The sequence below is a fragment of the Enterobacter sp. MGH 38 genome (assembly GCF_000492855.1).
Lineage (GTDB): Bacteria > Pseudomonadota > Gammaproteobacteria > Enterobacterales > Enterobacteriaceae > Enterobacter > Enterobacter hormaechei_C.
Window position 1 is genome coordinate 1,099,920 of the sequence record NZ_KI535608.1, and the last position, 22,137, is coordinate 1,122,056.

Annotated in this window: 17 protein-coding genes; 8 read left to right on the plus strand and 9 right to left on the minus strand. The window is 56.2% G+C overall.

Annotated elements, in window-relative coordinates; translation table 11 throughout:
• Positions 1-249 precede the first annotated feature (249 nt).
• From pntA to L384_RS06125, 3 genes are all read left to right on the plus strand, one after another.
• Positions 250-1,779 carry a Re/Si-specific NAD(P)(+) transhydrogenase subunit alpha gene (gene pntA, locus L384_RS06135; RefSeq protein ID WP_023324557.1) on the plus strand — a complete coding sequence of 510 codons (1,530 nt, stop codon included), beginning with the start codon at positions 250-252 and terminating at the stop codon, positions 1,777-1,779.
• Positions 1,780-1,789: 10 nt separating this feature from the next.
• A complete protein-coding gene (gene pntB, locus L384_RS06130) occupies positions 1,790-3,178 on the plus strand; it encodes a Re/Si-specific NAD(P)(+) transhydrogenase subunit beta (RefSeq protein WP_003857541.1) in 1,389 nt (462 codons plus the stop codon).
• A 107-nt stretch (positions 3,179-3,285) separates the two neighbouring features.
• A complete protein-coding gene (locus L384_RS06125) occupies positions 3,286-4,398 on the plus strand; it encodes a mechanosensitive ion channel family protein (RefSeq protein WP_003857538.1) in 1,113 nt (370 codons plus the stop codon).
• Between the two features lie 38 nt (positions 4,399-4,436).
• On the opposite strand, the gene uspE is transcribed toward L384_RS06125, so the two are convergent.
• From uspE to L384_RS06095, 6 genes are all read right to left on the minus strand, one after another.
• Positions 4,437-5,387: a universal stress protein UspE gene (gene uspE, locus L384_RS06120; RefSeq protein WP_003857535.1), complete on the minus strand. Its 951-nt coding sequence runs from the start codon at positions 5,385-5,387 to the stop codon at positions 4,437-4,439.
• A 137-nt stretch (positions 5,388-5,524) separates the two neighbouring features.
• A complete protein-coding gene (gene fnr / locus L384_RS06115) occupies positions 5,525-6,277 on the minus strand; it encodes a fumarate/nitrate reduction transcriptional regulator Fnr (protein ID WP_000611906.1) in 753 nt (250 codons plus the stop codon).
• A 183-nt stretch (positions 6,278-6,460) separates the two neighbouring features.
• Entirely contained in the window at positions 6,461-6,976 is a 516-nt protein-coding gene (gene ogt / locus L384_RS06110) for a methylated-DNA--[protein]-cysteine S-methyltransferase (protein WP_003857532.1), read from the minus strand.
• 9 nt (positions 6,977-6,985) lie between these two features.
• Positions 6,986-8,512 carry a p-aminobenzoyl-glutamate transporter gene (abgT, locus tag L384_RS06105; protein ID WP_023324558.1) on the minus strand — a complete coding sequence of 509 codons (1,527 nt, stop codon included), beginning with the start codon at positions 8,510-8,512 and terminating at the stop codon, positions 6,986-6,988.
• A 36-nt stretch (positions 8,513-8,548) separates the two neighbouring features.
• Positions 8,549-9,994 (minus strand): M20 family metallopeptidase, encoded by a 1,446-nt coding sequence (locus L384_RS06100; protein WP_023324559.1) that lies wholly within the window; start codon positions 9,992-9,994, stop codon positions 8,549-8,551.
• On the minus strand, positions 9,994-11,304 hold the full coding sequence (locus L384_RS06095) for a M20 family metallo-hydrolase (protein ID WP_023324560.1): 1,311 nt from the start codon (positions 11,302-11,304) through the stop codon (positions 9,994-9,996). Before L384_RS06095 ends, L384_RS06100 begins: the two co-directional genes overlap by 1 nt.
• A 175-nt stretch (positions 11,305-11,479) precedes the next feature.
• Between L384_RS06095 and L384_RS06090 the strand changes: the two genes are divergently transcribed.
• The gene (locus L384_RS06090) at positions 11,480-12,385 is read left to right on the plus strand and encodes a LysR family transcriptional regulator (RefSeq protein ID WP_003857524.1); all 906 of its coding nucleotides are present in this window, start codon (positions 11,480-11,482) and stop codon (positions 12,383-12,385) included.
• A 349-nt stretch (positions 12,386-12,734) separates the two neighbouring features.
• On the plus strand, positions 12,735-13,298 hold the full coding sequence (smrA, locus tag L384_RS06085; RefSeq protein ID WP_003857522.1) for a DNA endonuclease SmrA: 564 nt from the start codon (positions 12,735-12,737) through the stop codon (positions 13,296-13,298).
• 32 nt (positions 13,299-13,330) lie between these two features.
• On the opposite strand, the gene L384_RS06080 is transcribed toward smrA, so the two are convergent.
• Entirely contained in the window at positions 13,331-14,992 is a 1,662-nt protein-coding gene (locus L384_RS06080; protein WP_023314051.1) for a methyl-accepting chemotaxis citrate transducer, read from the minus strand.
• Positions 14,993-15,137: 145 nt separating this feature from the next.
• Between L384_RS06080 and L384_RS06075 the strand changes: the two genes are divergently transcribed.
• A complete protein-coding gene (locus L384_RS06075; RefSeq protein WP_003857518.1) occupies positions 15,138-16,004 on the plus strand; it encodes an aldo/keto reductase family oxidoreductase in 867 nt (288 codons plus the stop codon).
• A 46-nt stretch (positions 16,005-16,050) separates the two neighbouring features.
• Here the strand turns inward: L384_RS06075 and L384_RS06070 are convergent, their stop codons facing one another.
• Positions 16,051-16,251 (minus strand): hypothetical protein, encoded by a 201-nt coding sequence (locus L384_RS06070; RefSeq protein WP_003857516.1) that lies wholly within the window; start codon positions 16,249-16,251, stop codon positions 16,051-16,053.
• 325 nt (positions 16,252-16,576) lie between these two features.
• Between L384_RS06070 and L384_RS06065 the strand changes: the two genes are divergently transcribed.
• Together L384_RS06065 and L384_RS06060 are read left to right on the plus strand one after the other, a co-directional pair.
• Entirely contained in the window at positions 16,577-16,996 is a 420-nt protein-coding gene (locus tag L384_RS06065) for a translesion error-prone DNA polymerase V autoproteolytic subunit (RefSeq protein WP_003857514.1), read from the plus strand.
• A gap of 347 nt (positions 16,997-17,343) precedes the next feature.
• A complete protein-coding gene (locus tag L384_RS06060; protein ID WP_003857512.1) occupies positions 17,344-19,773 on the plus strand; it encodes a glucose/quinate/shikimate family membrane-bound PQQ-dependent dehydrogenase in 2,430 nt (809 codons plus the stop codon).
• Positions 19,774-19,859: 86 nt separating this feature from the next.
• Here the strand turns inward: L384_RS06060 and pqqF are convergent, their stop codons facing one another.
• The gene (gene pqqF, locus L384_RS06055) at positions 19,860-22,136 is read right to left on the minus strand and encodes a pyrroloquinoline quinone biosynthesis protein PqqF (protein ID WP_023324562.1); all 2,277 of its coding nucleotides are present in this window, start codon (positions 22,134-22,136) and stop codon (positions 19,860-19,862) included.
• Position 22,137 lies beyond the last annotated feature (1 nt).

Genomic DNA, 22,137 nt, shown 5'->3' on the forward strand with positions numbered 1-22,137 from the left:
CCTGAAGGCGAATTTAAGGTAAATATCTCTGTCAGTAACCCCGATCGCTTATTTTTCACAGATAAAGTAAGAAATAGTGTTTTCTGGCGGTAGATCACGGGCGCTATTTTCAGTAGGTTATAGAAAGTTTGTTACTGTTTTATTTTCCGGGGTTAATCATTCTCCGTCGTTATCGCGATGGTGAAAATTGATACAAACCGCGGGCAATTATCGACAAACCATCATCAAAAACCGATGGAAGGGAAAACTATGCGTATTGGGGTACCAAAAGAACGGTTAGCCAATGAAACCCGCGTAGCGGCAACACCAAAAACGGTGGAGCAACTGCTTAAACTGGGTTTTACCGTCGCGATTGAAAGCGGCGCGGGCACACTGGCGAGTTTCGATGACGAGGCCTTTACTCAGGCTGGCGCGGACGTCGTGGACGGTGCTGAGGTCTGGCAATCACCCATCATTCTGAAGGTAAACGCACCGGAAGAGGGTGAAATTGAACTGCTGAACGCGGGCACTACGCTGGTGAGCTTTGTCTGGCCAGCCCAAAACCCGGAGTTGATGGAGAAGCTGGCGGCACGCGGTGTCACCGTGATGGCGATGGACTCCGTGCCGCGTATTTCGCGCGCGCAGTCTCTGGATGCGCTGAGCTCCATGGCGAACATTGCCGGCTATCGCGCCATTGTCGAAGCTGCGCATGAGTTTGGTCGCTTCTTTACCGGTCAGATTACGGCGGCAGGTAAAGTTCCACCCGCGAAGGTGATGGTGATTGGTGCCGGTGTGGCAGGTCTTGCCGCTATCGGGGCCGCAAACAGCCTGGGCGCTATTGTTCGCGCGTTTGATACCCGGCCGGAAGTGAAGGAGCAGGTGCAGAGTATGGGCGCCGAATTCCTTGAGCTGGACTTCAAGGAAGAAGCGGGCAGCGGTGATGGTTACGCGAAGGTCATGTCTGAAGCCTTTATCAAGGCGGAAATGGCGCTCTTTGCGGCGCAAGCAAAAGAGGTAGACATCATTGTCACCACCGCGCTTATTCCGGGTAAACCGGCGCCGAAGCTGATCACCCGTGAGATGGTGGATTCCATGCAGCCGGGCAGCGTTATAGTCGATCTGGCGGCACAAAACGGCGGTAACTGTGAGTATACCGTGCCAAATCAGGTCACGACGACCGCGAACGGCGTGAAGGTGATCGGTTATACCGACCTGCCAGGGCGTCTGCCAACCCAGTCCTCTCAGCTGTACGGCACGAACCTCGTTAACCTGCTGAAGCTGCTCTGCAAAGAGAAAGACGGCAACATTACCGTTGATTTTGATGATGTGGTGGTGCGTGGCGTTACCGTGGTGCGTGAAGGGGAAATCACCTGGCCTGCACCGCCGATTCAGGTTTCCGCTCAACCTCAGGCTGCGCCGAAAGCGGCCCCAGAGCCCGCGGAGCCAGCAAAACCTGCGTCGCCGTGGCGCAAATACGCCATCATGGCGCTGGTCATAATCCTGTTTGGCTGGCTGGCGGACGTCGCGCCAAAAGAGTTCCTTGGCCACTTCACCGTCTTCGCGCTCTCCTGCGTGGTGGGTTACTACGTCGTGTGGAACGTTTCCCATGCGCTGCATACCCCGCTGATGTCGGTCACCAATGCCATCTCCGGGATTATCGTGGTCGGGGCATTGCTGCAAATTGGTCATGGCGGCTGGATCAGCTTCCTGAGCTTCATTGCGGTGCTGATCGCCAGTATCAATATTTTCGGTGGTTTCACCGTGACTCAGCGCATGCTGAAAATGTTTCGTAAAGGCTAAGGGGTAGCATATGTCTGGAGGATTAGTTACAGCCGCATACATTGTTGCTGCAATCCTGTTTATTTTCAGTCTGGCGGGGCTTTCCAAACACGAAACGTCTCAGCAGGGAAATAACTTCGGTATCGCCGGTATGGCGATTGCGCTGATTGCCACCATCTTTGGGCCGGACACCGGCAACGTGGCGTGGATCCTGGTGGCGATGATCATCGGCGGCGCGATTGGTATTCGTCTGGCGAAACGCGTTGAAATGACCGAGATGCCGGAGCTGGTTGCTATTCTGCACAGCTTCGTGGGTCTGGCGGCGGTGCTGGTGGGCTTCAACAGCTACCTGTACCACGAACCGGGCCTGGAGCCGATTCTGGTGAACATCCATCTGACCGAAGTGTTCCTCGGCATCTTCATCGGTGCGGTGACCTTCACCGGGTCGATTGTGGCGTTCGGCAAGCTGCGCGGGAAGATCTCTTCCAAACCGCTGATGCTGCCTAACCGCCACAAGCTGAATCTGGCGGCGCTGGTTGTTTCCTTTGTGCTGCTGGTGGTCTTCGTGCGTACCGAAAGCGTAGGCTTGCAGGTGCTGGCGTTACTGGTGATGACCATCATCGCGCTGGCGTTCGGCTGGCATCTGGTGGCGTCTATCGGCGGAGCAGATATGCCGGTAGTCGTTTCCATGCTGAACTCCTACTCCGGTTGGGCGGCGGCGGCGGCAGGCTTTATGCTGAGTAACGACCTGCTGATTGTCACCGGTGCGCTGGTCGGTTCTTCCGGTGCGATCCTGTCTTACATCATGTGTAAGGCGATGAACCGTTCGTTTATCAGCGTCATCGCGGGTGGCTTCGGTTCTGACGGTTCATCAACCGGTTCTGATGAGGAAGTGGGTGAACACCGTGAAATCAGCGCGGAAGACACCGCAGAGATGCTGAAAAACTCGCATTCCGTCATCATCACCCCAGGCTATGGCATGGCGGTGGCGCAGGCGCAGTATCCGGTGGCGGAAATCACCGAGAAACTCCGCGCGCGCGGTATCAAGGTTCGCTTTGGTATTCACCCGGTGGCGGGGCGTCTGCCAGGCCACATGAACGTGCTGCTGGCGGAAGCGAAGGTGCCTTACGACATCGTGCTGGAAATGGACGAGATCAACGATGATTTCGCCGACACCGACACCGTGCTGGTGATTGGCGCCAACGACACCGTTAACCCGGCGGCGCAGGACGATCCGCGTAGTCCGATTGCGGGTATGCCTGTTCTCGAAGTGTGGAAGGCGCAGAACGTTATTGTCTTCAAACGCTCTATGAACACCGGCTATGCTGGCGTGCAGAACCCGCTGTTCTTTAAAGATAACACCCACATGCTGTTTGGCGACGCCAAGGCCAGCGTGGATGCGATCCTGAAAGCGCTGTAATTTCGCTTCATCCTGACAAACCGCCCCCTGGGGCGGTTTTCTTATTTCTGCGGCCAGCTTTTCTCCTCTGTCTATACTTTACCCTTTGTGTAATACGAGGAGGTGTAATGCGATTTTTGTCCCGCTTCGACATCATCGAGCTGATGATGACGCCGTCTTTCTGGATCGGCGTCGCCACGGTGGTCTTTGTGACTCTGCTGGTGTACTGGCTGCTGACGCGCCTGATCGCCTTCGTTAAGAAAGGGATCACCACCTGGGGCGACAAGCACCCCAGCACCAACCGGATGCGCTTTATCCTGACGGATATGCTTAACCGCACCAGCCGCGTCCTGCTTTTTGTCGTGGCGCTGTTGTTCAGCCTGCGTTTCGTCGACTTACCGGATCATCTCTTTGGTACCGTGAGCCACGCCTGGTTCCTGGTCTTCGCTATCCAGGTGGCGCTGTGGATGGATCAGGGGGTGGTGTCGTGGCTTCGTCACGTCATGCTGGCGCCGGGAAGCCATAAAAACCCGGTGACGCTGGTGATCACGGGGCTTATCCTCCGTGCCATTGTCTGGTCAGTGATGCTGCTGTCTATTCTTGCTAACGCGGGCGTCAACATCACTGCTCTGGTTGCCAGCCTTGGGGTAGGGGGTATTGCTATCGCCCTCGCGGTGCAAACGATCCTGAGCGACGTGTTTGCATCGCTCTCCATCGGTTTTGATAAGCCGTTCGAAATCGGCGATTTTGTGGTGTTTAACGATGTCGCCGGGACGGTAGAGCACATTGGTCTGAAAACCACCCGTATCCGCAGCCTGAGCGGGGAGCAGATTGTCTGCGGGAACGCCATCCTGCTGCAACAGACGCTGCATAACTACAAGCGGATGCAAACGCGGCGGATTGTTTTTACCTTCGGGGTCGCCAGCGACACGGCGCCGGAAAAACTGCGTTCAGTGGGTGAGATGGTCAAACAGATCATTACCGACGTCGGGGAAACGAAGTTTGACCGCGCCCATTTCCTGGGCTTCGATCGCGATCGCCTGACCTTCGAGGTGGTTCATATTGTTAATACGGCGGATTACAACAAGTACATGGATATTCAGCAGGAGATCAATATTCGTATCCTGGAGGGGCTGAACCAGCAGGAGATCAAGCTGGCGCTACCGAGCATGGTTCTGCACGCGCCCTGGATGAATGCCGGCGACGAGGCATCTGCGCAACGGTTGAGCGAAGCGCAATAAAAAAAGCCCGCCGTTACCGGCGGGCTTTCATTTTGGGGTCAATCGTCTTCCTCATCGTCCAGCTCAACCGGCGTCTGATATTGATCCGGTTTGATGACCAGAAGGTCGCAGCGCAGATGGTCGATCACCTGCTCGGCGGTATTTCCCAGGAACGCGGCAGAAATACCGGTCCGGCCGATGGTGCCCAGCACCACAATCCCGGCCTGCAAATGCTCCGCCAGATCCGGAATAACCTCTTCCGGTAACCCTTTTTCTACGTGGGTCATGTTCTCATCGATACTGAATTTCTGGCGCAGCGCTTTCATGGCCAGCAGATGCTGACCGCGAATCGCGTCGTTATACACGCTCGGGTCAAATTCAGGCAGCTCGATGGCGATATTGATTGGCGTAACCGGATAGGCGCCCACCAGATGGACTTCAGTATGGTTAACCTGGTCGGCAAGCTGAAGCGTCTCCTTCACCAGTTTCTCGTTCAGCGAATTGTGATAATCCTCTTCGCTGGCCAGATTGACCGCCACGACGGCTTTCCCGCCCTCAGGCCACGGCTGATCTTTCACCATCCATACCGGACAAGGGCATTTGCGCAGCAGGTGCCAGTCTGTTGGAGTGAAAATCACGGATTCCAGTTTGTCATGCTGGTGCGCCATTTTCAGCAGCAGGTCATGCCCACCGGCCACCACTTCCTGAATAATGGCTTCGAAGGGGCGGTTGTGCCAGACTACTTTAATATCAATCGGTACGCCCGCTTCCAGGTAATACTTCGCCTGCTCGCGGATCCACGCGGTACGCTGGCTGATCACTCCCTGACGCATAGCGGTGCGCTCGTCAGGCGACAGAAGGGTGGTCATCTCGTATGAGAAGTCATAAATCGGCAAAAAGGCTTTAATTTTGCCACCAATCCGTTGATGTAAATACACAGCACGTCGTAATGCCGGCTGATCGTCCTGATTAGGATCGATAGCCACCAGCATGTTTTGATACTTTGCCATACAGGTCTCCTTACTACTGTCACCACAGTCTGTAAGTAAAAGAGTAACCTATATATCTTGAATGAAACAGGGGGGAAGTTTTTGCCAGATCAATAATCATGAAAATTTATCGACCTGGCATAAGATATCCGGGAGAGTTATGCCACGTTACGTGAGTGACCCGCCAGAATGGCCAGAGCTTCACCGTTTTCGATGGTGATATACTTACCTTTAACCGCCAGCATTCCGCTCTTCTGGAAGCGACCCAGCAGACGGCTGATGGTTTCCACGGTCAGGCCCAGATAGTTACCAATATCACCGCGCGTCATGGTCAGACGGAATTCACGCGGGGAGAAGCCACGTTCCGCGAAACGGCGGGAGAGGTTATAGATAAAGGCGGCCAGACGCTCTTCGGCATTCTTCTTAGAAAGCAGCAGGATCATATCCTGATCGCCTTTGATCTCACCGCTCATCAGACGCATCATCTGCTGACGCAGGTTCGGCATCTTACCGGACAGATCGTCCAGCGTCTCAAACGGAATTTCGCAGACCATAGAGGTTTCCAGCGCCTGAGCAAAGCTCGGGTGATGGCCACTGCCGATGGCGTCAAAGCCGACTAAATCGCCTGCCAGATGGAAGCCGGTGATCTGCTCGTCGCCCTGTTCGGTAATGGTGTAGCTTTTGATGGTGCCAGAACGGATAGCATAGAGCGACTTCAGTTCGTCTCCCGCCTTAAACAGCGTCTGCCCTTTCTGAATAGGCTTTTTGCGCTCGATGATATTGTCAAGCTGATCGAGTTCGTGCTCATTCAGAGTAAACGGGATACAGAGCTGGCTGATGCTGCAATCCTGGCAATGGATAGCACAACCGCCAGACTGAATGCGTCGTATAATTCGCTTTTCCGGGATCATAGGTTTGCTCAAGCCTTAATTGATATTGGTCAATTTTAACATCTTTTTGGTAAGGACGTAAGTCTGGCAAACCCCCAATAAAGACAAGAGACGGCAGCGTGTTGCCATCTCCTTGAAATTCCACAGAATGATTAAGGATTATGAACCTAACAGGAAGAAAATTAAGCACAAAAAGCCTGGGAATTACAGCAGAAAATACCCTTCGTGACGCAGCAGCCACTCTTTGCGCTGTACGCCTCCGGCATAGCCGGTGAGGGTGCCGTTGCGCCCAATCACGCGATGGCAAGGCACCACAATGCTGACGGGGTTAGAGCCATTTGCCGCACCGACCGCGCGCGCCGCGCCGGCACGACCAAGCTGTTCTGCCAGCTGACCGTAGTGCATCACCTGCCCGCAGGGAATATTACGCAGCGCCTGCCACACCTCGCGCTGGAAAGGGGTGCCCGCCGTGGCGGTTGGCAGGGTATTAATAATGCTGAGATCGCCCTCGAAGTAGGCCGTCAGTTTATCGCTCAGCCCGCCAGGATTACGGGCAGTAACACGCTCGTATCCCTCGGCGCGATAATGGATGTTGAGCAGCTCAACCATCCGGTCGCTGTGCTCTTCCCATTCAACCGCGCGCAGATTGAACGCTTCATCCGCGATAACCCACAGCGGCCCCAGCGGCGTCGCAATCTTATCTTCGAGTAATCTCAGCATCAGTACTCCTTAGTTCAGCCTCGGGTAAACACCCGGTCCAATCGGCAGGCCGACAAGATACCACGCCACCAGCATCACCAGCCATACCCCTAAGAAGATAAGCGGATAGGGCAGAACCAGCGAATAGTAGGTACCCAGCTTAGCCTCCGGTCTGTAGCGTTGCAGGAAGCCTAAAAACAGCGGAACGAAGGGTGACACGGGCGCCAGCGGGATCACCGAGGAATCGGCGACACGGAACAGGATCTGGGCGAACGCCGGATGGAAGCCGAGCATCATAAACATGGGGACAAAGATGGGCGCCAGAATCGACCAGATAGCCGACCCGCTGGCAATAAACATGCACAGCAGGGACGACAGCAGCGCCAGGCCGACAAACGCCGGAACACCGCTCAACCCCGCCGCCTCCAGCGCGTCCGTCAGGCTCACGGCCATAAACTTGCCCATGTTGCTCCAGTTAAACATGGCGACAAACTGCGCCAGCGGGAACACCATCACGATAAAACCCGCCATCTCCTTCATCGGCTCGATCATCAGGTGCGGCAGATCTCCCTGACGGCGGATTTTGCCGGTGGCGATGCCGTACGCGAGCGAAACGACGAAGAAGAAGAGAATTATCAGCGGCACAATGCCCTGAATAAACGGCGAGGGCAGTACGGTGTGTTTGATCGGATCGCGCAGCACGCCATTCTCCGGTACCACCATCAGCGCCACCACCGCAATGAACGCCAGCGAGACGATCCCGGCTACGCGCAGGCCGAACTGCTGCTCTTTGCTCAGCGTCTCCAGCTTTTCATCGCTCCGGCCTTCCCATTTACCCAGGCGCGGCTCAATGATTTTATCGGTAATCAGACCCCCGACAATCGTCAGGACAATCACTGAACTGGCCATAAAGTACCAGTTGTCGATCACGCTGACGTGCATGGTCACATCGATGGTGCTGGCTGCCTCTGTGCTGATGCCGGAGAGCAGCACATCGGTGGTCACGATAAGCAGGTTAGCGGTAAACCCACAGCCGACGCCCGCAATCGCCGACAGCAGGCCCGCAACAGGATGACGACCAACGGCGAGGAAAATCAGCGCCCCCATCGGCGGCATGATCACCAGTGCCGCGTCGGACGAGATATGGCTGAAGAAGGCAATAAACAGCACCATATAGCTGGCATAACGCGCGCTGACGTGCGAGGCCATTTTGACCATCAGCGCGGGCAGGAGACCCACGCGCTCGGCCAGTCCCGCGCCTAACACCAGCGCCAGGATGGCGCCCAGCGGCGCAAAACCGCTGAAGTTTTTAATCACGTTCGGCAAAAACCAGTGCAACCCTTCAACGCTGAGCAGGTTTTTCACTGCCACCATGCTGCCGTCGGCCGGGCTGCGCACGCTCACCTCAAAGGCGGACAGCACGGCCGTCGCGACCATCAGGATGACAATTAAATAGATAAAAAGCAGGAAAGGGTGCGGCACTTTATTGCCGATCCTTTCAACCCAGCCATAGAGCTTACCGGATGGGGAATGCGAAGGTATGGAAGACATACTCATGGGCGTTCCTCGGGACTGTTGTTGTGTTGTGTTTTTTTATTTTAAAGGTGACGGTGTCACGCCCTGCGGGATCGGACACTCGTACGGTTTTTCTGTTATGTGTTGTTCGAACTCTTCCCGGCATTTTCGCAACAGGTCGGCATCCTGAAGCAGATGCAGCGCGGTCGCGCCCATCACTTTTCCGGCCAGCAACATGCCTTTATGGGCAATAGAGGTACGCCCCTGCGCCACTAATTGCCAGGTATGCAGCGGGGTGCCCACGGTAAAACAGGGGCTAAAGCACTGTGCGACAGGCATCTTCCAGCTGACATCCCCCACATCGGTGGAGCCTGCCAGCACGTTATCGGTGATGGCATATGGGGCAACTTCATCCACCAGCAGCGTCTCCTGATGGCGTCGGGCAAACGCTTTTCCCTCTTCGGCCCCCGTTGCGGCAATGTTTTTCAGGCTGTTTTGCAGGTCGTTTGCCGTGAGCGTAGCGCGGATTTTACGGGCAAATTCGCGTTCCTCTTCCGTCCAGGCCGGCGTGCCGTAATGCTGCAATGCGCGGTACATCGCCGCTTCGAGCGTTCGGTTCGGCAGATAGCTGGAGCAGGCTTTATCAAAGCGGCACTCGACGATGGTTTCGGTCATCATCGCCGCGCCCTGGGCGATTTTCTCGATGCGCGCGTAGATCTGCTGCGCATCGGCCATCTCCGGGGCGCGGATCAGGTACAGCACCTCGGCCTGGGCCTGCACCACGTTAGGCGAAATTCCGCCGGTATCGGTGATGGCGTAATGAACGCGCGCTTTTTCAATGATGTGTTCGTTGAGGAAGTTTGTGCCGGTGGTCATCAACGTCACGGCATCCAGCGCGCTGCGTCCCAGATGTGGGGAGTTAGCGGCATGGGCGGCGATCCCCTTAAACCGCCAGGCGGCCTGAATATTGGCCAGCGTGCTGACGTTAAACATCCCGGCAAAGGCTTCCGGGTGCCATGTCACGGCAGCGTCCACGTCGTCAAATAATCCTTCACGCACCATAAAGGTTTTACCGGAGCCGCCTTCCTCGCCGGGACAGCCGTAAAAACGCACCGTTCCGCTGCCGCCGTGCTGTTCCAGCCAGCTTTTCACCGCCACCGCCCCGGCAAAGGCAGCCGTGCCTAAGAGGTTATGCCCGCAGCCGTGGCCGTTCGCCCCCGGGGTGGCGGATTGCGCCGTCGCGCAGTGTGCCTGCTGGCTTAGCCCGGCCAGGGCATCGTATTCGCCCAGAAGGGCGATAACGGGCTTGCCGCTGCCGTAGCTGGCAATAAAGGCGTTGGGAATGCCTCCGGCTTCCCGCGTCAGGGTAAAGCCCTCGGCTTCCAGCGCGCTGGCGAGGCGTTCGGCGGACCAGAACTCTTCAAAGCGCGTTTCGGGATGATCCCAGATGTCGTCGGCAATATCGGTAAACGTCTGACATCGCGTGTCGATGGCATCAGCGATAAAAGCGTAGTTCTCCTGCATTACACACCTCGCGTCCACGGGAAATTAAGCGCAGTTCGCGCCAGCGTTTCGATGGCAACGTTCATCACCTGCTCATCAAAATCGAATTTTTCGTTGTGATGTCCGGCGCTCAGCTGGGTGCCGAAAACCATATACGAGGCCATGCCGCCGTTCTGCTGCACGCGGGCCATCATTAGCGTGGCGTCTTCGGAGCCCGCAGGCGCTTTGACCTTATTAATGGCATGATTCACACCGGGCACCTGGCTTGCCTGCTCGCGCAGATAATCGACCCAGGCCGGGGAAGGGGCGCTGGAGGTCGCCGCCCCCATCAGGTTTATCCCGGCTGTTACGCCATAGAGCGCCGCCGCGCCGGTAATTACCGCCTGCGCGCGCTCAAAGACATACTGATTAATGGCCTCGCTTTCGCCGCGGGTTTCAACCTTAAGTAACGCATCAGCCGGAACCACGTTGCGTCCGCTGCCCGCCTGCATGACCCCGACGTTAACCCGGGACGCGCCTTCGCTGTGTGGCGCGATGCCATGCAGCGCGATAGCGGCCTGGGCAGCAGCAAGCAGGGCGTTACGGCCCTCTTCCGGTTTACCGCCAGCGTGTGCGGCGACTCCGGTATAGCGCACGTCAAATTTGGTGGTCGCCATGAAGTTATCGCTGCCGCAGATCACCGTCCCTTCCGGAACGCCGGTTCCGATATGAATGGCGGTAAAGTAGTCTACGCCGTCCAGCGCGCCTGCGGCGACCATAGCGCGCGCGCCGCGCGTACCCTCTTCGGCAGGCTGGAAGATCAGTTTGATGGTGCCGTTGAGCTGCGCTTCATGCTGCTTAAGCACCTGCGCGAGCCCCAGACCAATGGTGGTATGCCCGTCGTGGCCACAGGCGTGCATCATTCCCGGATTGCAGGAGGCAAACCCGTCGCGGAACGGGCGATGGCTGTCGTCGAGCGCTTCGCTTAAATCAAGGGCGTCCATGTCCACGCGAAACGCCAGGGTTGGGCCCGGGCGGCCGGTATTCAGGGTCGCGACAATGCCGGTGAACCCGCCCTCAAACGGCGCCAGCCATTTCTCCGGCGCGCCCTGCGCCCGGGCGCGGGCAAACTCTCGCGAAAGGGTGGCGTCATCGGGCAGTCCCATACGGCTTTCAGCGTCGACCACGTCGCGACCCATCGCCAGCTCGTAACCCAGTGAGGCGAGGATCTCCGCCACTTTTGCCGCAGTGCGAAACTCCACCCAACCGGATTCCGCGAAATGGTGGAAATCGCGACGCCATGCGCTCATTTGTGGGGCTAATGTCTGGATGTACTGCGCCAGTGCGTTCATATCTTTTCCTGTCATCATTAAAATATGTGAACTGCTTCACGCTGTGATAGTTTTTACTTATCACTAATCGTTTTTTCACAGTTTTAACCGTTCAGGAATTACCCTCGCACATCCGTTTCCATTAAAGTAGATGACAGTTTCTTTACTCTGATAAACAACGGTTATCGGTTGCGTTATGTCATTTCAGATTAAATTTCATCAAATCAGGGCGTTTGTCGAGGTGGCGCGTCAGGGCAGCATTCGCGGCGCCAGCCGGACGCTTAATCTTTCGCAGCCCGCGCTGACCAAATCCATTAAAGAGCTGGAGGAGGGTATGGCGGCCCAGCTATTTGTGCGCCGGAGTAAAGGCGTCGCGCTGACCGAGTGCGGGGAAGGGTTTTATCACCGCGCTAATTTGATTCTGGAAGAGCTGCGTGCAGCGCAGGATGACATCCGCCAGCGACAGGGCGAGCTTGCCGGACAGATCAATATTGGGATGGGAGCCAGCATTTCACGCAGCCTGATGCCAGCCGTCATTACGCGTTTTCATGCGCAGCATCCTCAGGTCAACGTCCGGATTATGGAAGGCCAGCTGGTGTCGATGATTAATGAATTACGTCAGGGTGAGCTGGACTTTACCATCAATACCTATTATCAGGGGCCGTACGATCACGAATTTACGTTTGAAAAGCTGTTCGAAAAGCCTTTTGCCGTATTTTGTCGGGCAGGACATCCGGCGACAGGGGCGACCTCAATTAATGAGCTTCTGCAATATAACTGGACGATGCCTACGCCCCGGGGAAGTTATTATAAGCAGTTGCAGGATACTTTTAACCATCGCTCTCAAATACCGCGAATTGGCGTTGTCTGTGAGACCTTTTCCTCCTGCATTAGCCTCGTCGCACAAAGCGATTTCATCAGCATTTTACCGCAGGAGTTGGGCTGCGATCCGCTTCTGGCGCACCGTCTGATAATGCTGCCGGTTGTCGAAACCCTGCCTAAAGCGGCATATTATTTAATTCAGCGTCGTGATTCTCGCCAGACACCGCTTGCCGAATCATTAATCACGCAGTTTCGAAGAGAGGCCAGGAAATTAATTTAATAAAAATAACAACAATAAAAAATAGAGTCTGCCCGACATCAGACAGACTCCACAGAACACACAGTCGTGCATCCTTTCGCGGATCCTACATGCATTATCCATTGGGCAGGTTTATTAAGTTATAACAGCTTTTTCTTAAAAGAGAAGGACGTTGAGTGATTGATTTCACGATTTTTTAACGTAATTTATTTAATTAATTACGGCTGAAATTTAAGTTAATGTTAGATTAAATTCATTGCGTCTGCGATTATCTGTTCCTTAAGCCATTATTTGTACCCGTGCCCGGGTTATTGAGACCCGCAACGGGCGCAGGTATAGTACATCACTCAGATGTAGCCGGAGGATTTCCATGAACCCTGACGACAAATCACTTTTTCTTGACGCCATGGAGGATGTCCAGCCGCTCAAACGCTGCGCGGATATTCACTGGCAGCAGAGCCGCAACACGCGGGCGCGTCAGGAAATAGATACTGAGCAGCTCGATAACTTTCTGACGCTGGGGTTTCTGGAACTGTTGCCCCTTGACGAGCCGCTGATGTTCCAGCGTGAAGGGGTACAGCAGGGGGTATTTGATAAGCTGCGTTCCGGCAAATATTCCCGTCAGGCCAGCTTAACGCTGTTACGCCAGCCTGCGGAGCAATGCCGCCAGCTGGTCTATTCCTTTATTCGCCAGGCCGGACGTGACGGGCTACGCAACCTGATCATCGTGCATGGTAAAGGGCGTGAACAGCAGTCGCACCCTAACGTAGTGCGCAGCTATCTTGCGCGCTGGTTGACCGAGTTTGACGAAGTACAGGCCTTTTGCGAAGCGCAGCCGCATCACGGCGGCAGCGGAGCATGCTATGTGTCGTTGCGTAAATCAGAGGATGCGAAGCGAGATAACTGGGAACGCCACGCCAAGCGCAGCCGCTAATCAGGAAGGCGGGCGAGATGCCCGCCTGTCACTCAGAAGGTTTCCCAGTTCGCGTCAGCTGTATTCGCGCCTGCCGCTGACGGGCGCAGCAGTACGGGCGTTTTCACGTTTTTAGGGCGAGCCGCCGGCGATGCCTGAGCGTTCAGCCGGAATGCCGCCACGGCCTGACGCAGCTGTTCAGACTGATCTTCCAGCGCCGCCGCCGCCGTTGCCGACTCCTGTACCAGCGCGGCGTTTTGCTGCGTGACGCTGTCCATCTGCGAGACCGCCAGGCTGACCTGCTCTATACCGCGGCTCTGCTCGTCAGACGCCGAGGAAATCTCAGCCATAATATCGGTTACGCGCGTCACGGCCGCGACGATCTCTTTCATGGTCGCACCCGCCTCGCTCACCTGTTCCGAGCCGGTATTCACCCGGCTGACAGAGTTCTCGATAAGCCCTTTGATCTCTTTTGCCGCCTGCGCGCTGCGGCTGGCCAGCGTCCGTACTTCACCTGCCACGACCGCAAAGCCGCGACCTTGTTCTCCGGCACGGGCGGCTTCAACCGCCGCGTTGAGCGCGAGAATATTGGTCTGGAAGGCAATGCTATCGATAACGCCGGTGATATGCGCAATTTGCTGAGAACTGTCGGCAATGTCATTCATGGTACGCACCACGTTATCCACCACCTGACCGCCGCGTGCGGCGGTTTCAGACGCATTCTTCGCCAGCAGCGTCGCCTGGCGGGCGTTATCCGAGTTCTGTTTCACCGTGGCAGTCAGCTCTTCCATGCTGGCGGCGGTCTCTTCCAGCGAGGCTGCCTGCTGCTCGGTTCGGGCGGAAAGGTCGTTACTTCCGGCGGCAATTTCTCCTGCGCCCGTGTAGATAGAATCTGTGCTGCCGCGCACGGCGCTGACGGTGCTCACCAGCGACTGCTGCATCTCGTGCAGACCAGCAGCCAGCTGGCCCATCTCGTTGCGCCCGGTAATCGCGACATTTTGCGTCAGATCGCCGCTCGCGATGGTGCGAATATGGTTCATGATGGCGTTGAGCGGTTTCAGGAGCAGGTGCTGTAAACCCTGCCAGATCACCACCAGCACGGCGATCACGGTCAGGAAGATCGCCGCCAGCGTCCACTGCATCTGGGTAAAGCTGCTCTGGTTCTCTTCGGCGGCGGCTTTCAGCAGAACGTTGTTTTCAGCGCGCCAGCGGGTATAGACCGCCTCCATCTCATCCTGCGCCTGCTGGGCGTCCAGGTCGCCATAGGCCTGATAGTTATCTGCGCGCAGATACTCAATGGACAAGCGCATCACCTCGTGCATTTGCTTCCAGGCTTTCTGCATCTCTTCGGTGAGCGCGGCATTCTGGCCCTTCACCTGCGGAATAACCAGCCAGTTTTTGTAATAGTCTTCGGCTTTGGCCAGCGAACCGTTGGCGGTGCCCAGCAGCGTGTTGATCGCCGCGAGAGAGGCCGGATCGCGCTGGTTTTTCAGGTAGCGGATCGCCACGCGGGTAACGGTAACGCGCGTTTTCACCAGCGTGTTAACGCTGTCGCTCAGGCTTTCCTGTTGGGCATTGAGTAACCCGGAGTTCTGAAAGTTGTGACGATCGTTGTTAACGGCAGAGTAGAACAACCCTCCCGTGACAACTTGCAGCAGACAGAATATGGTGAGGGCAAAGATAATACCGGTAATCACGTGCAGATTTTTCAGCATGGCGGTCATCCGTAAGAGAAGAGGCAGGGTTACATCAATACTATCGTCGTAGCGAATTTAAACTTTAATTTTACTATTGCTTAACTAATGGTTTCGTTGCGGAACCTGTTGTAAATCCGGATCATTTTTTATGAGGAAGGTCAGCATGAGCAGCATAGATAAAAGCGGAACGTTCACGCTCGGAACGCGTACGGTTAAACGATTTGGCTATGGCGCGATGCAGCTTGCCGGGCCTGGCGTTTTTGGTCCGCCAAAAGATAAAAATGCGGCGCTGGCAGTGCTGCGTGAAGCGGTGGCGTTGGGTGTGAATCACATTGATACCAGCGATTTTTACGGACCTCATGTGACCAACCAGCTTATCTGCGAGGCGCTTCATCCGTACCGGGACGACCTTACGATTGTGACCAAGATCGGAGCCCGACGCGGCGAGGATGCCTCCTGGCTGCCGGCGTTTTCCGCGCAGGAGCTGACGCAGGCGGTGCATGATAACCTGCGTAACCTGAAGCGGGATGTGCTGGACGTGGTTAACCTGCGGATCATGTTTAGCGCCCACGGACCGGCGGAAGGCTCGATTGCCGCGCCGCTGAGCACCCTTGCGGAGCTGCAACAGCAGGGGCTGGTTCGTCATATTGGGCTGAGCAACGTCACCGCTTCGCAGGTTGCTGAAGCGCAGAAGATGGTTTCCGTGGTGTGCGTACAGAACATGTACAACGTTGTGAATCGCGGTGACGATGCGCTGGTTGATTCGCTGGCGCAGCAGGGGATTGCCTGGGTGCCGTTCTTCCCGCTGGGTGGTTTCACGCCACTGCAATCTTCCGGACTACAGGCGGTGGCGGATTCACTGGGCGCGACGCCGATGCAGGTGGCGCTGGCATGGCTGCTGCAACGCTCGCCAAATATCCTCTTGATCCCGGGAACCTCATCGGTGGCGCATCTGCGTGAAAACCTGGCGGCAGCCGATCTGGTATTGCCGCCTGAGGCGCTGGAGACGTTAAATTCTCTGGTGGGGTAATCCCGATACCAGCAAAAGCCCGGAGGATTTTTCGGGCTTTTGCTGTTTATGATCCAATCTGACTTCTTTGGCGGTGAAGCGCTAACGCTTCTGCCACGATTTCCTGCTTACTTTTCCGTGTTTCATACGCAGTAATGCGGATGTACTCCATCAGCGCAGGATCGATGCGCGCACTTAACATCCTGAGTTCGGCCTCCTTTGCGACACCGCGAGCAACACGCTTATCGGGATAATCACGGGCGGGCATAGAAAACGTCCTCCAAAAATTGTCTTGTTAATTTGTGCTGTAAAATATGCGCTAGTCTAAATATAAAGTCAACGTATAGTGTATGTGGAGTGATTTGTGGTTACTTTGTTTTGTTTTTATAGTCATGTGAAAGTCATTGCGTAGTGAAGTTTTATGACGCGTTACGCTTGTCTGTGCGTAAAAATTTACAAAACAAATAATCTTCATTGCTATAGGGGGTTATAAGCGAAGCGGTTAAGGCGTAGCCAGCCGCTTACGCTGACATGGCTTGATCGATACCTCAGTTAAAACTACTGTATATAAAAACAGTATGGAGGTGTTTATCATGATCTTTTTCAGACCCGCAGAGTTGCGTGAAATCGTTGCTATTCCACTTTTCAGCGACTTAGTACAGTGCGGCTTCCCCAGCCCGGCAGCGGATTATGTAGAGCGGCGTATCGATTTAAACGAGTTATTAGTCGCCCATCCCAGCTCCACTTACTTTGTCAAAGCCGCCGGTGACTCGATGATAGAAGGGGGGATCAATAACGGTGATTTGCTGGTGGTGGACAGTTCCCGCAAGCCTGAGCATGGCGATATCGTGATTGCGGCGGTAGAGGGCGAATTTACCGTGAAGCGCCTCCAGCTGCGTCCCAATATTCAACTCAACCCCATGAACAGCGCCTATTCACCGATTATTGTCGGCAGCGACGATACGCTCGATATCTTTGGTGTAGTGACGTATATCGTGAAATCCGCGAGCTGATCGTGTTTGTGAAGCTTAATTAATAGGCAATAAGTTAATTCTCATCATGCAAAAATCTTACGTCACCTGAGCTGTCTTGTCGGCAAACCTGATATTCATCGCATAAGCCGGAACTTGCTGGTCAAATATTCTGGTATTGGCGAATTACAGAGTGATATCCCATTTTTTTTATTTTGTTATGTTCCTGCACTTTAGTGAGTTTTCTTTTCTTCCGACAGAATACATTTTGTCTACATTATAATTTTAATTTATGATTCGCACACGAACAATTGATGTTACGCAGGGTTTTAGCATCGTGGCAGTCAATAAAACCCTGCTGTTATAAAGTAATCAGGAGATTCATTTTTATGTCAGACAATAATCCCCGCTCATCCGGCTGGTTAGGCCCGTGGTGCCTGCTGGTGGGTGTGATACTTCTTGTAACGGGGCTCTTTTTTGCTATCGGCGGTTTTAAACTGGTTTCCCTGGGGGGGAGTTGGTATTTTCTCATCGCCGGGGTTATCACTCTGCTCTCTGCGATTCAGTTCTTCCGCCGCAAGTCCTCTGCCGTGGGGCTGTTTGCCCTGGTGTTTCTTGGCACCCTGATTTGGGCATTTTTCGATGCCGGGCTCGACTTCTGGCCGCTGGTTTCCCGTTTAATGGTACCCGCCGGGCTGATGGTGCTGGCAGCTGCCACCTGGCCTGCATTGCGTAAACGTGAAGGAAAACCGTCCTGCGCAAAAGGGGCCCTGGGGGTCTGCGCGGTCCTTATTATTGCCATGGGCGTCACCTTTGTTCAGATGTTTCAACCCCATCCGACCGTGCCGTTTAGCGGTGAAAAACGTCCGCTGGTACCGGTAAAAGATGATGCGAAACAGCAGAACTGGGATCACTACGGTAATACGGCCGGCGGTAGTCGCTTTGTGGCGCTGGACCAGATAACCCGTGACAACGTGAAAAACCTGAAACCGGTCTGGACCTACCATACCGGTGACGTACCGGAAAGTCCGGACGGCAATGGCGCAGAAGATCAGCAAACGCCGCTACAGGTTGGCGATCGTGTCTTCCTCTGTACGCCGCATAACAACGTGATCGCCGTGGATGCCGATAGTGGGAAAGAGATCTGGAAAGCGGAAATCAACGCCAAATCTGCAATCTGGATGCGCTGCCGTGGCCTGGCATACTTTGATGCCACCAAACCGCTGGCACAGCCAACGGTAGCGGGCTCCACGCCGGTTCTGCCAGCGCAGGTCGCACCGGGCGCTGCATGCCAGCGCCGTATCCTGATGAATACTATTGACGGTAAGCTGATCGCGTTAGACGCCGATAACGGCAAATTCTGTCCGGACTTCGGTACTAACGGCAGCGTTAACCTGCATGAAGGGATGGGCGACGCGTCAGATCCCACCTATGTGCTGACGTCGGCCCCGACGCTGGCGGGTACGACGGTTGTCGTTGGTGGCCGCGTTGCGGATAACGTCAGCACCGATATGCCGGGAGGCGTTATACGTGGTTATGACGTGATCACCGGCCAGCTGCGCTGGGCGTTCGACCCGCGTAATCCGGATCCGAACTATGTTCTGAAGCCGGGCGAACACTACAAACGTAGCTCTGCAAACTCCTGGGCCCCTATGTCCTGGGATGCGTCGATGAATACCGTGTTTATCCCGATGGGGAGTTCCTCCGTCGACCTGTGGGGCGCTGACCGTATTCCGGAAGATCATAAATACGCCACCTCAATCCTCGCGCTGGATGCGACTACCGGGAAAGAGAAGTGGGTATACCAGACCGTGCATAACGACCTCTGGGATTTCGATATCCCGATGCAGCCGAGCCTGGTTGATTTCCCGACAAAAGAGGGCAACAAGCCCGCGGTGGTGGTGGGCACCAAAGCGGGGCAAATTTATGTTCTTGATCGCCTGACGGGTAAACCGCTCACTGAAGTGAAAGAGGTTCCGGTAAAACCAGCGGATATTCCACGTGAACAGTACCCGGCAACGCAGCCGCGCTCTGTGGGGATGCCGCAGATTGGCGCGGAAACCCTGAAAGAATCGGATATGTGGGGGGCGACGCCGTTTGACCAGCTGGCCTGTCGTATCAGCTTCAAATCAATGCGTTATGACGGTCTGTACACGATGCCGGGGACCGATATTTCCCTGAGCTTCCCGGGCTCGCTGGGGGGAATGAACTGGGGTAGTCTGTCCACGGATCCGAACAACCAGTACATCTTCGTCAACGACATGCGTCTGGGTCTGTGGGTCCAGCTGATTAAACAAGATCCGCAAAGCGCAGTGGCAAACACGGGCGGTGAAGCCGTGAACGCCGGTATGGGCGCTGTTCCGATGAAAGGAACGCCGTATTCGGTCAACAAAAACCGTTTCATGTCACCGCTGGGTATTCCGTGCCAGAAACCACCGTTTGGCTCTCTCTCTGCGATTGACCTGAAAACACAGAAAATCGTCTGGCAGGTGCCGGTCGGTACCGTTCAGGATACCGGTCCGTTTGGGGTAAAAATGCGTATGCAGATGCCTGTCGGTATGCCGACGCTGGGCGGTACGCTGGCCACGCAGGGCGGTCTGGTCTTCATTGCGGGAACCCAGGATTACTACCTGCGCGCCTTTGATTCCTCTACGGGGGAAGAAGTGTGGAAAGCGCGTCTCCCGGTGGGTAGCCAGGGCGGACCTATCAGCTATGTATCACCGAAAACCGGCAAACAGTACATTCTGATCTCTGCCGGCGGTGCACGCCAGTCGCCGGATCGTGGTGACTACGTGATTGCCTACGCGCTGGATAAATAACAGCGAAATAAGCAGCCTGGCCCCGTCGTAGTACGGGGCTTTTTTTTGACTAAAAACCACGCACAGGAAGAAAGCTGCGGTTCCGGTCAGCCCGTGAAAAGCACCCGCCAGCGACGGCGACGGCGAGTCATCTCGCGCCATAGCGCGACTATCTCGTCAGGTTGCAGGGCATCAATAGCCTGCGGCGTTAACACCGGCAAACCATAGCGCTGGCGCAGGGCGGCCACTGCCGTGGCGCTGGCATCCATCGGTGAGCGGATCTGCGTCGCCAGCTGCTGTCGCAATAGGCTGAACTCGGATTCATCGCACAGCGTCAGCTCTCGCAAAAATCGTTTGCAGCAACCCAACAGGTTCACGGGAGAACGATCAGGCGACTGTAACGCCAGCAGCAGGCCATCGCGATCGGCAATACGCTGATAACGACAGCTGACCACGTAGCCAATCTGCTGTTCCACGCGCAGGCGCTGGAAAAATCGCGGTTCGCAGCATAACGCCAGCAGCCGCAGCGCGGCGAGCGACGCACCCGGCGGCAGGGGAATAAACACCAGCAGCGCCGAATCCGCGCTGGCGTGCGGAATGTGTTCGACCCCGCCGGGACAATCGCTTAACGGCAACGGCTTAGCGTTAACCGGCGCCCGGAGCAGGCCAAGCTGCCGGGCTAACCCGTGCGCGTGTCCGGCGCTGCCGCCAGCTAACGCCGCCAGCCAGCCATTCCGTGACGGTTCCGATGCCAGTCGTTCAGGCAATTGCTTAAGCAACTGACGGATCGCAATGCCATCTGGCGCAGGCGTAATAGCCGGTGTGGGGCGGGAGAGGCGATCGATTATCGCCCCGATGATGGGTTCCGCCATCACCACGGCGTCAGGAAGCCGCAGGGTTAGCTGCCAGCTACCGTCAACCGTTTGCCACTCGCCGCTGCCGCCGATATGGCGCATTTCAGCCAGAAGAGGGCGTAATTGTTTGCCGATCGCCACCCCCTGTGACTCGCTTACGCGCGAATAAAAAGGCTTGCGGAGGATCAACGTCGGCGGTTGTGCCTGCGCCGGTAAATGCAGCAGCGGAACGGCTTCTGGCGTCAGGGCTGGGGCAGAATATTGGGCAGCCTGCGGGTAGAAGGAAAACGCGATGGGGCTCTCATCCGCAACCGGCTGGCGACGCCAGTGGCTAAGCGGCAGGGCAAATCCCTGGCTGGAAATTGTCCCGGCGGCTTCCATTTTTTTGCAGGCCAGATATGAGGTGGGCGCCGCCAGTAAGTCGGCACAGAAGGCGGAAAAATCAACCGGCGCCGCGCCGGGCGCAAAACCAAACGCCCGCTGGCGAAGCTGGTCAAGGGCCGACAGGGCGCTAAAGCGCTGCTGTGCCAGCCGATAATAATGCCGCTGTTGCTCTTGCGTCGTTTGCTGTAGGGCCCGCAGCCAGCGCGTGATTTGCGCGTCTATGGCCTCGGGCCGTTCGCCGTCAAGCGTTAGCGCCAGCCAGCCGTAATCGTCATCCTGATAAAGCCAGTCCAGCGATACCTCTTCTGCCAGCCCGCGCGCCCGCAGCCCGTCAATCAGGCTTCCGGGGGCCTCGTCCAGCAAAAATTCCCGAAGCAAGGTGACGTTGTCACTTTTTCGGATCAACGGACAGCGCCACAGCGCGGGTCGCTCCGTCACTGCCAGCTGATAATCTGCTTCAGCGCTAAGGCGTAACGGGGGGGCGGCTTCAGGCACGCCACCTGAAGCAAAACCTGTCGCAAACGTATGGGCAAGCTCGGCTAACGCATCCAGCGTTTGCGGTCCCTGTAGCCACAATTGCAGGTGTCCGGCCACATAATAGCGGCGATGAAAGTCGCGCAACGCGGCGTGCAGCGATCCCGTGTCTTGCCCCAGAGAATCATGGCTACCCACCTGAAAACGGCGAAAAACCTCCGGTTGTTCCATCGCGTGGCGCGCCGCGGCTTCGCGCCGGGCGGCATCATGCTGCTGGATAAGCCGGTTTTCCGCAGCAATGACCGCCACTTCGCGCTGGATGTCCTGCCGGGAAAGCAGCGGCGCCTGCAACATATCCCGCAGTCGCGCGACGCCGTCGGACAGGTTATCGGCGGCAACGTCGAAGAAAAAAGCGCTGTGGCGAGCCAGCGTGGTGGCATTGACGTTGCCGCCCTGGCGCTGGACCCAGGCCATGAGTCGATCATCGCCCTGATAGCGCTGGCTACCGCGGAACAGCAGGTGCTCAAGTAAATGCGCAAGACCGGCGAATCGCGGTGGCTCGTGATGGCTTCCGGCACTCACGCGCGCCAGCGCCGCCGCGCGTGTCGCCTGCGGCTGATGCACCAGCGTTGCGCGTAAACCGCCTGCCAGTTCCACGATGCGGATGGTCATT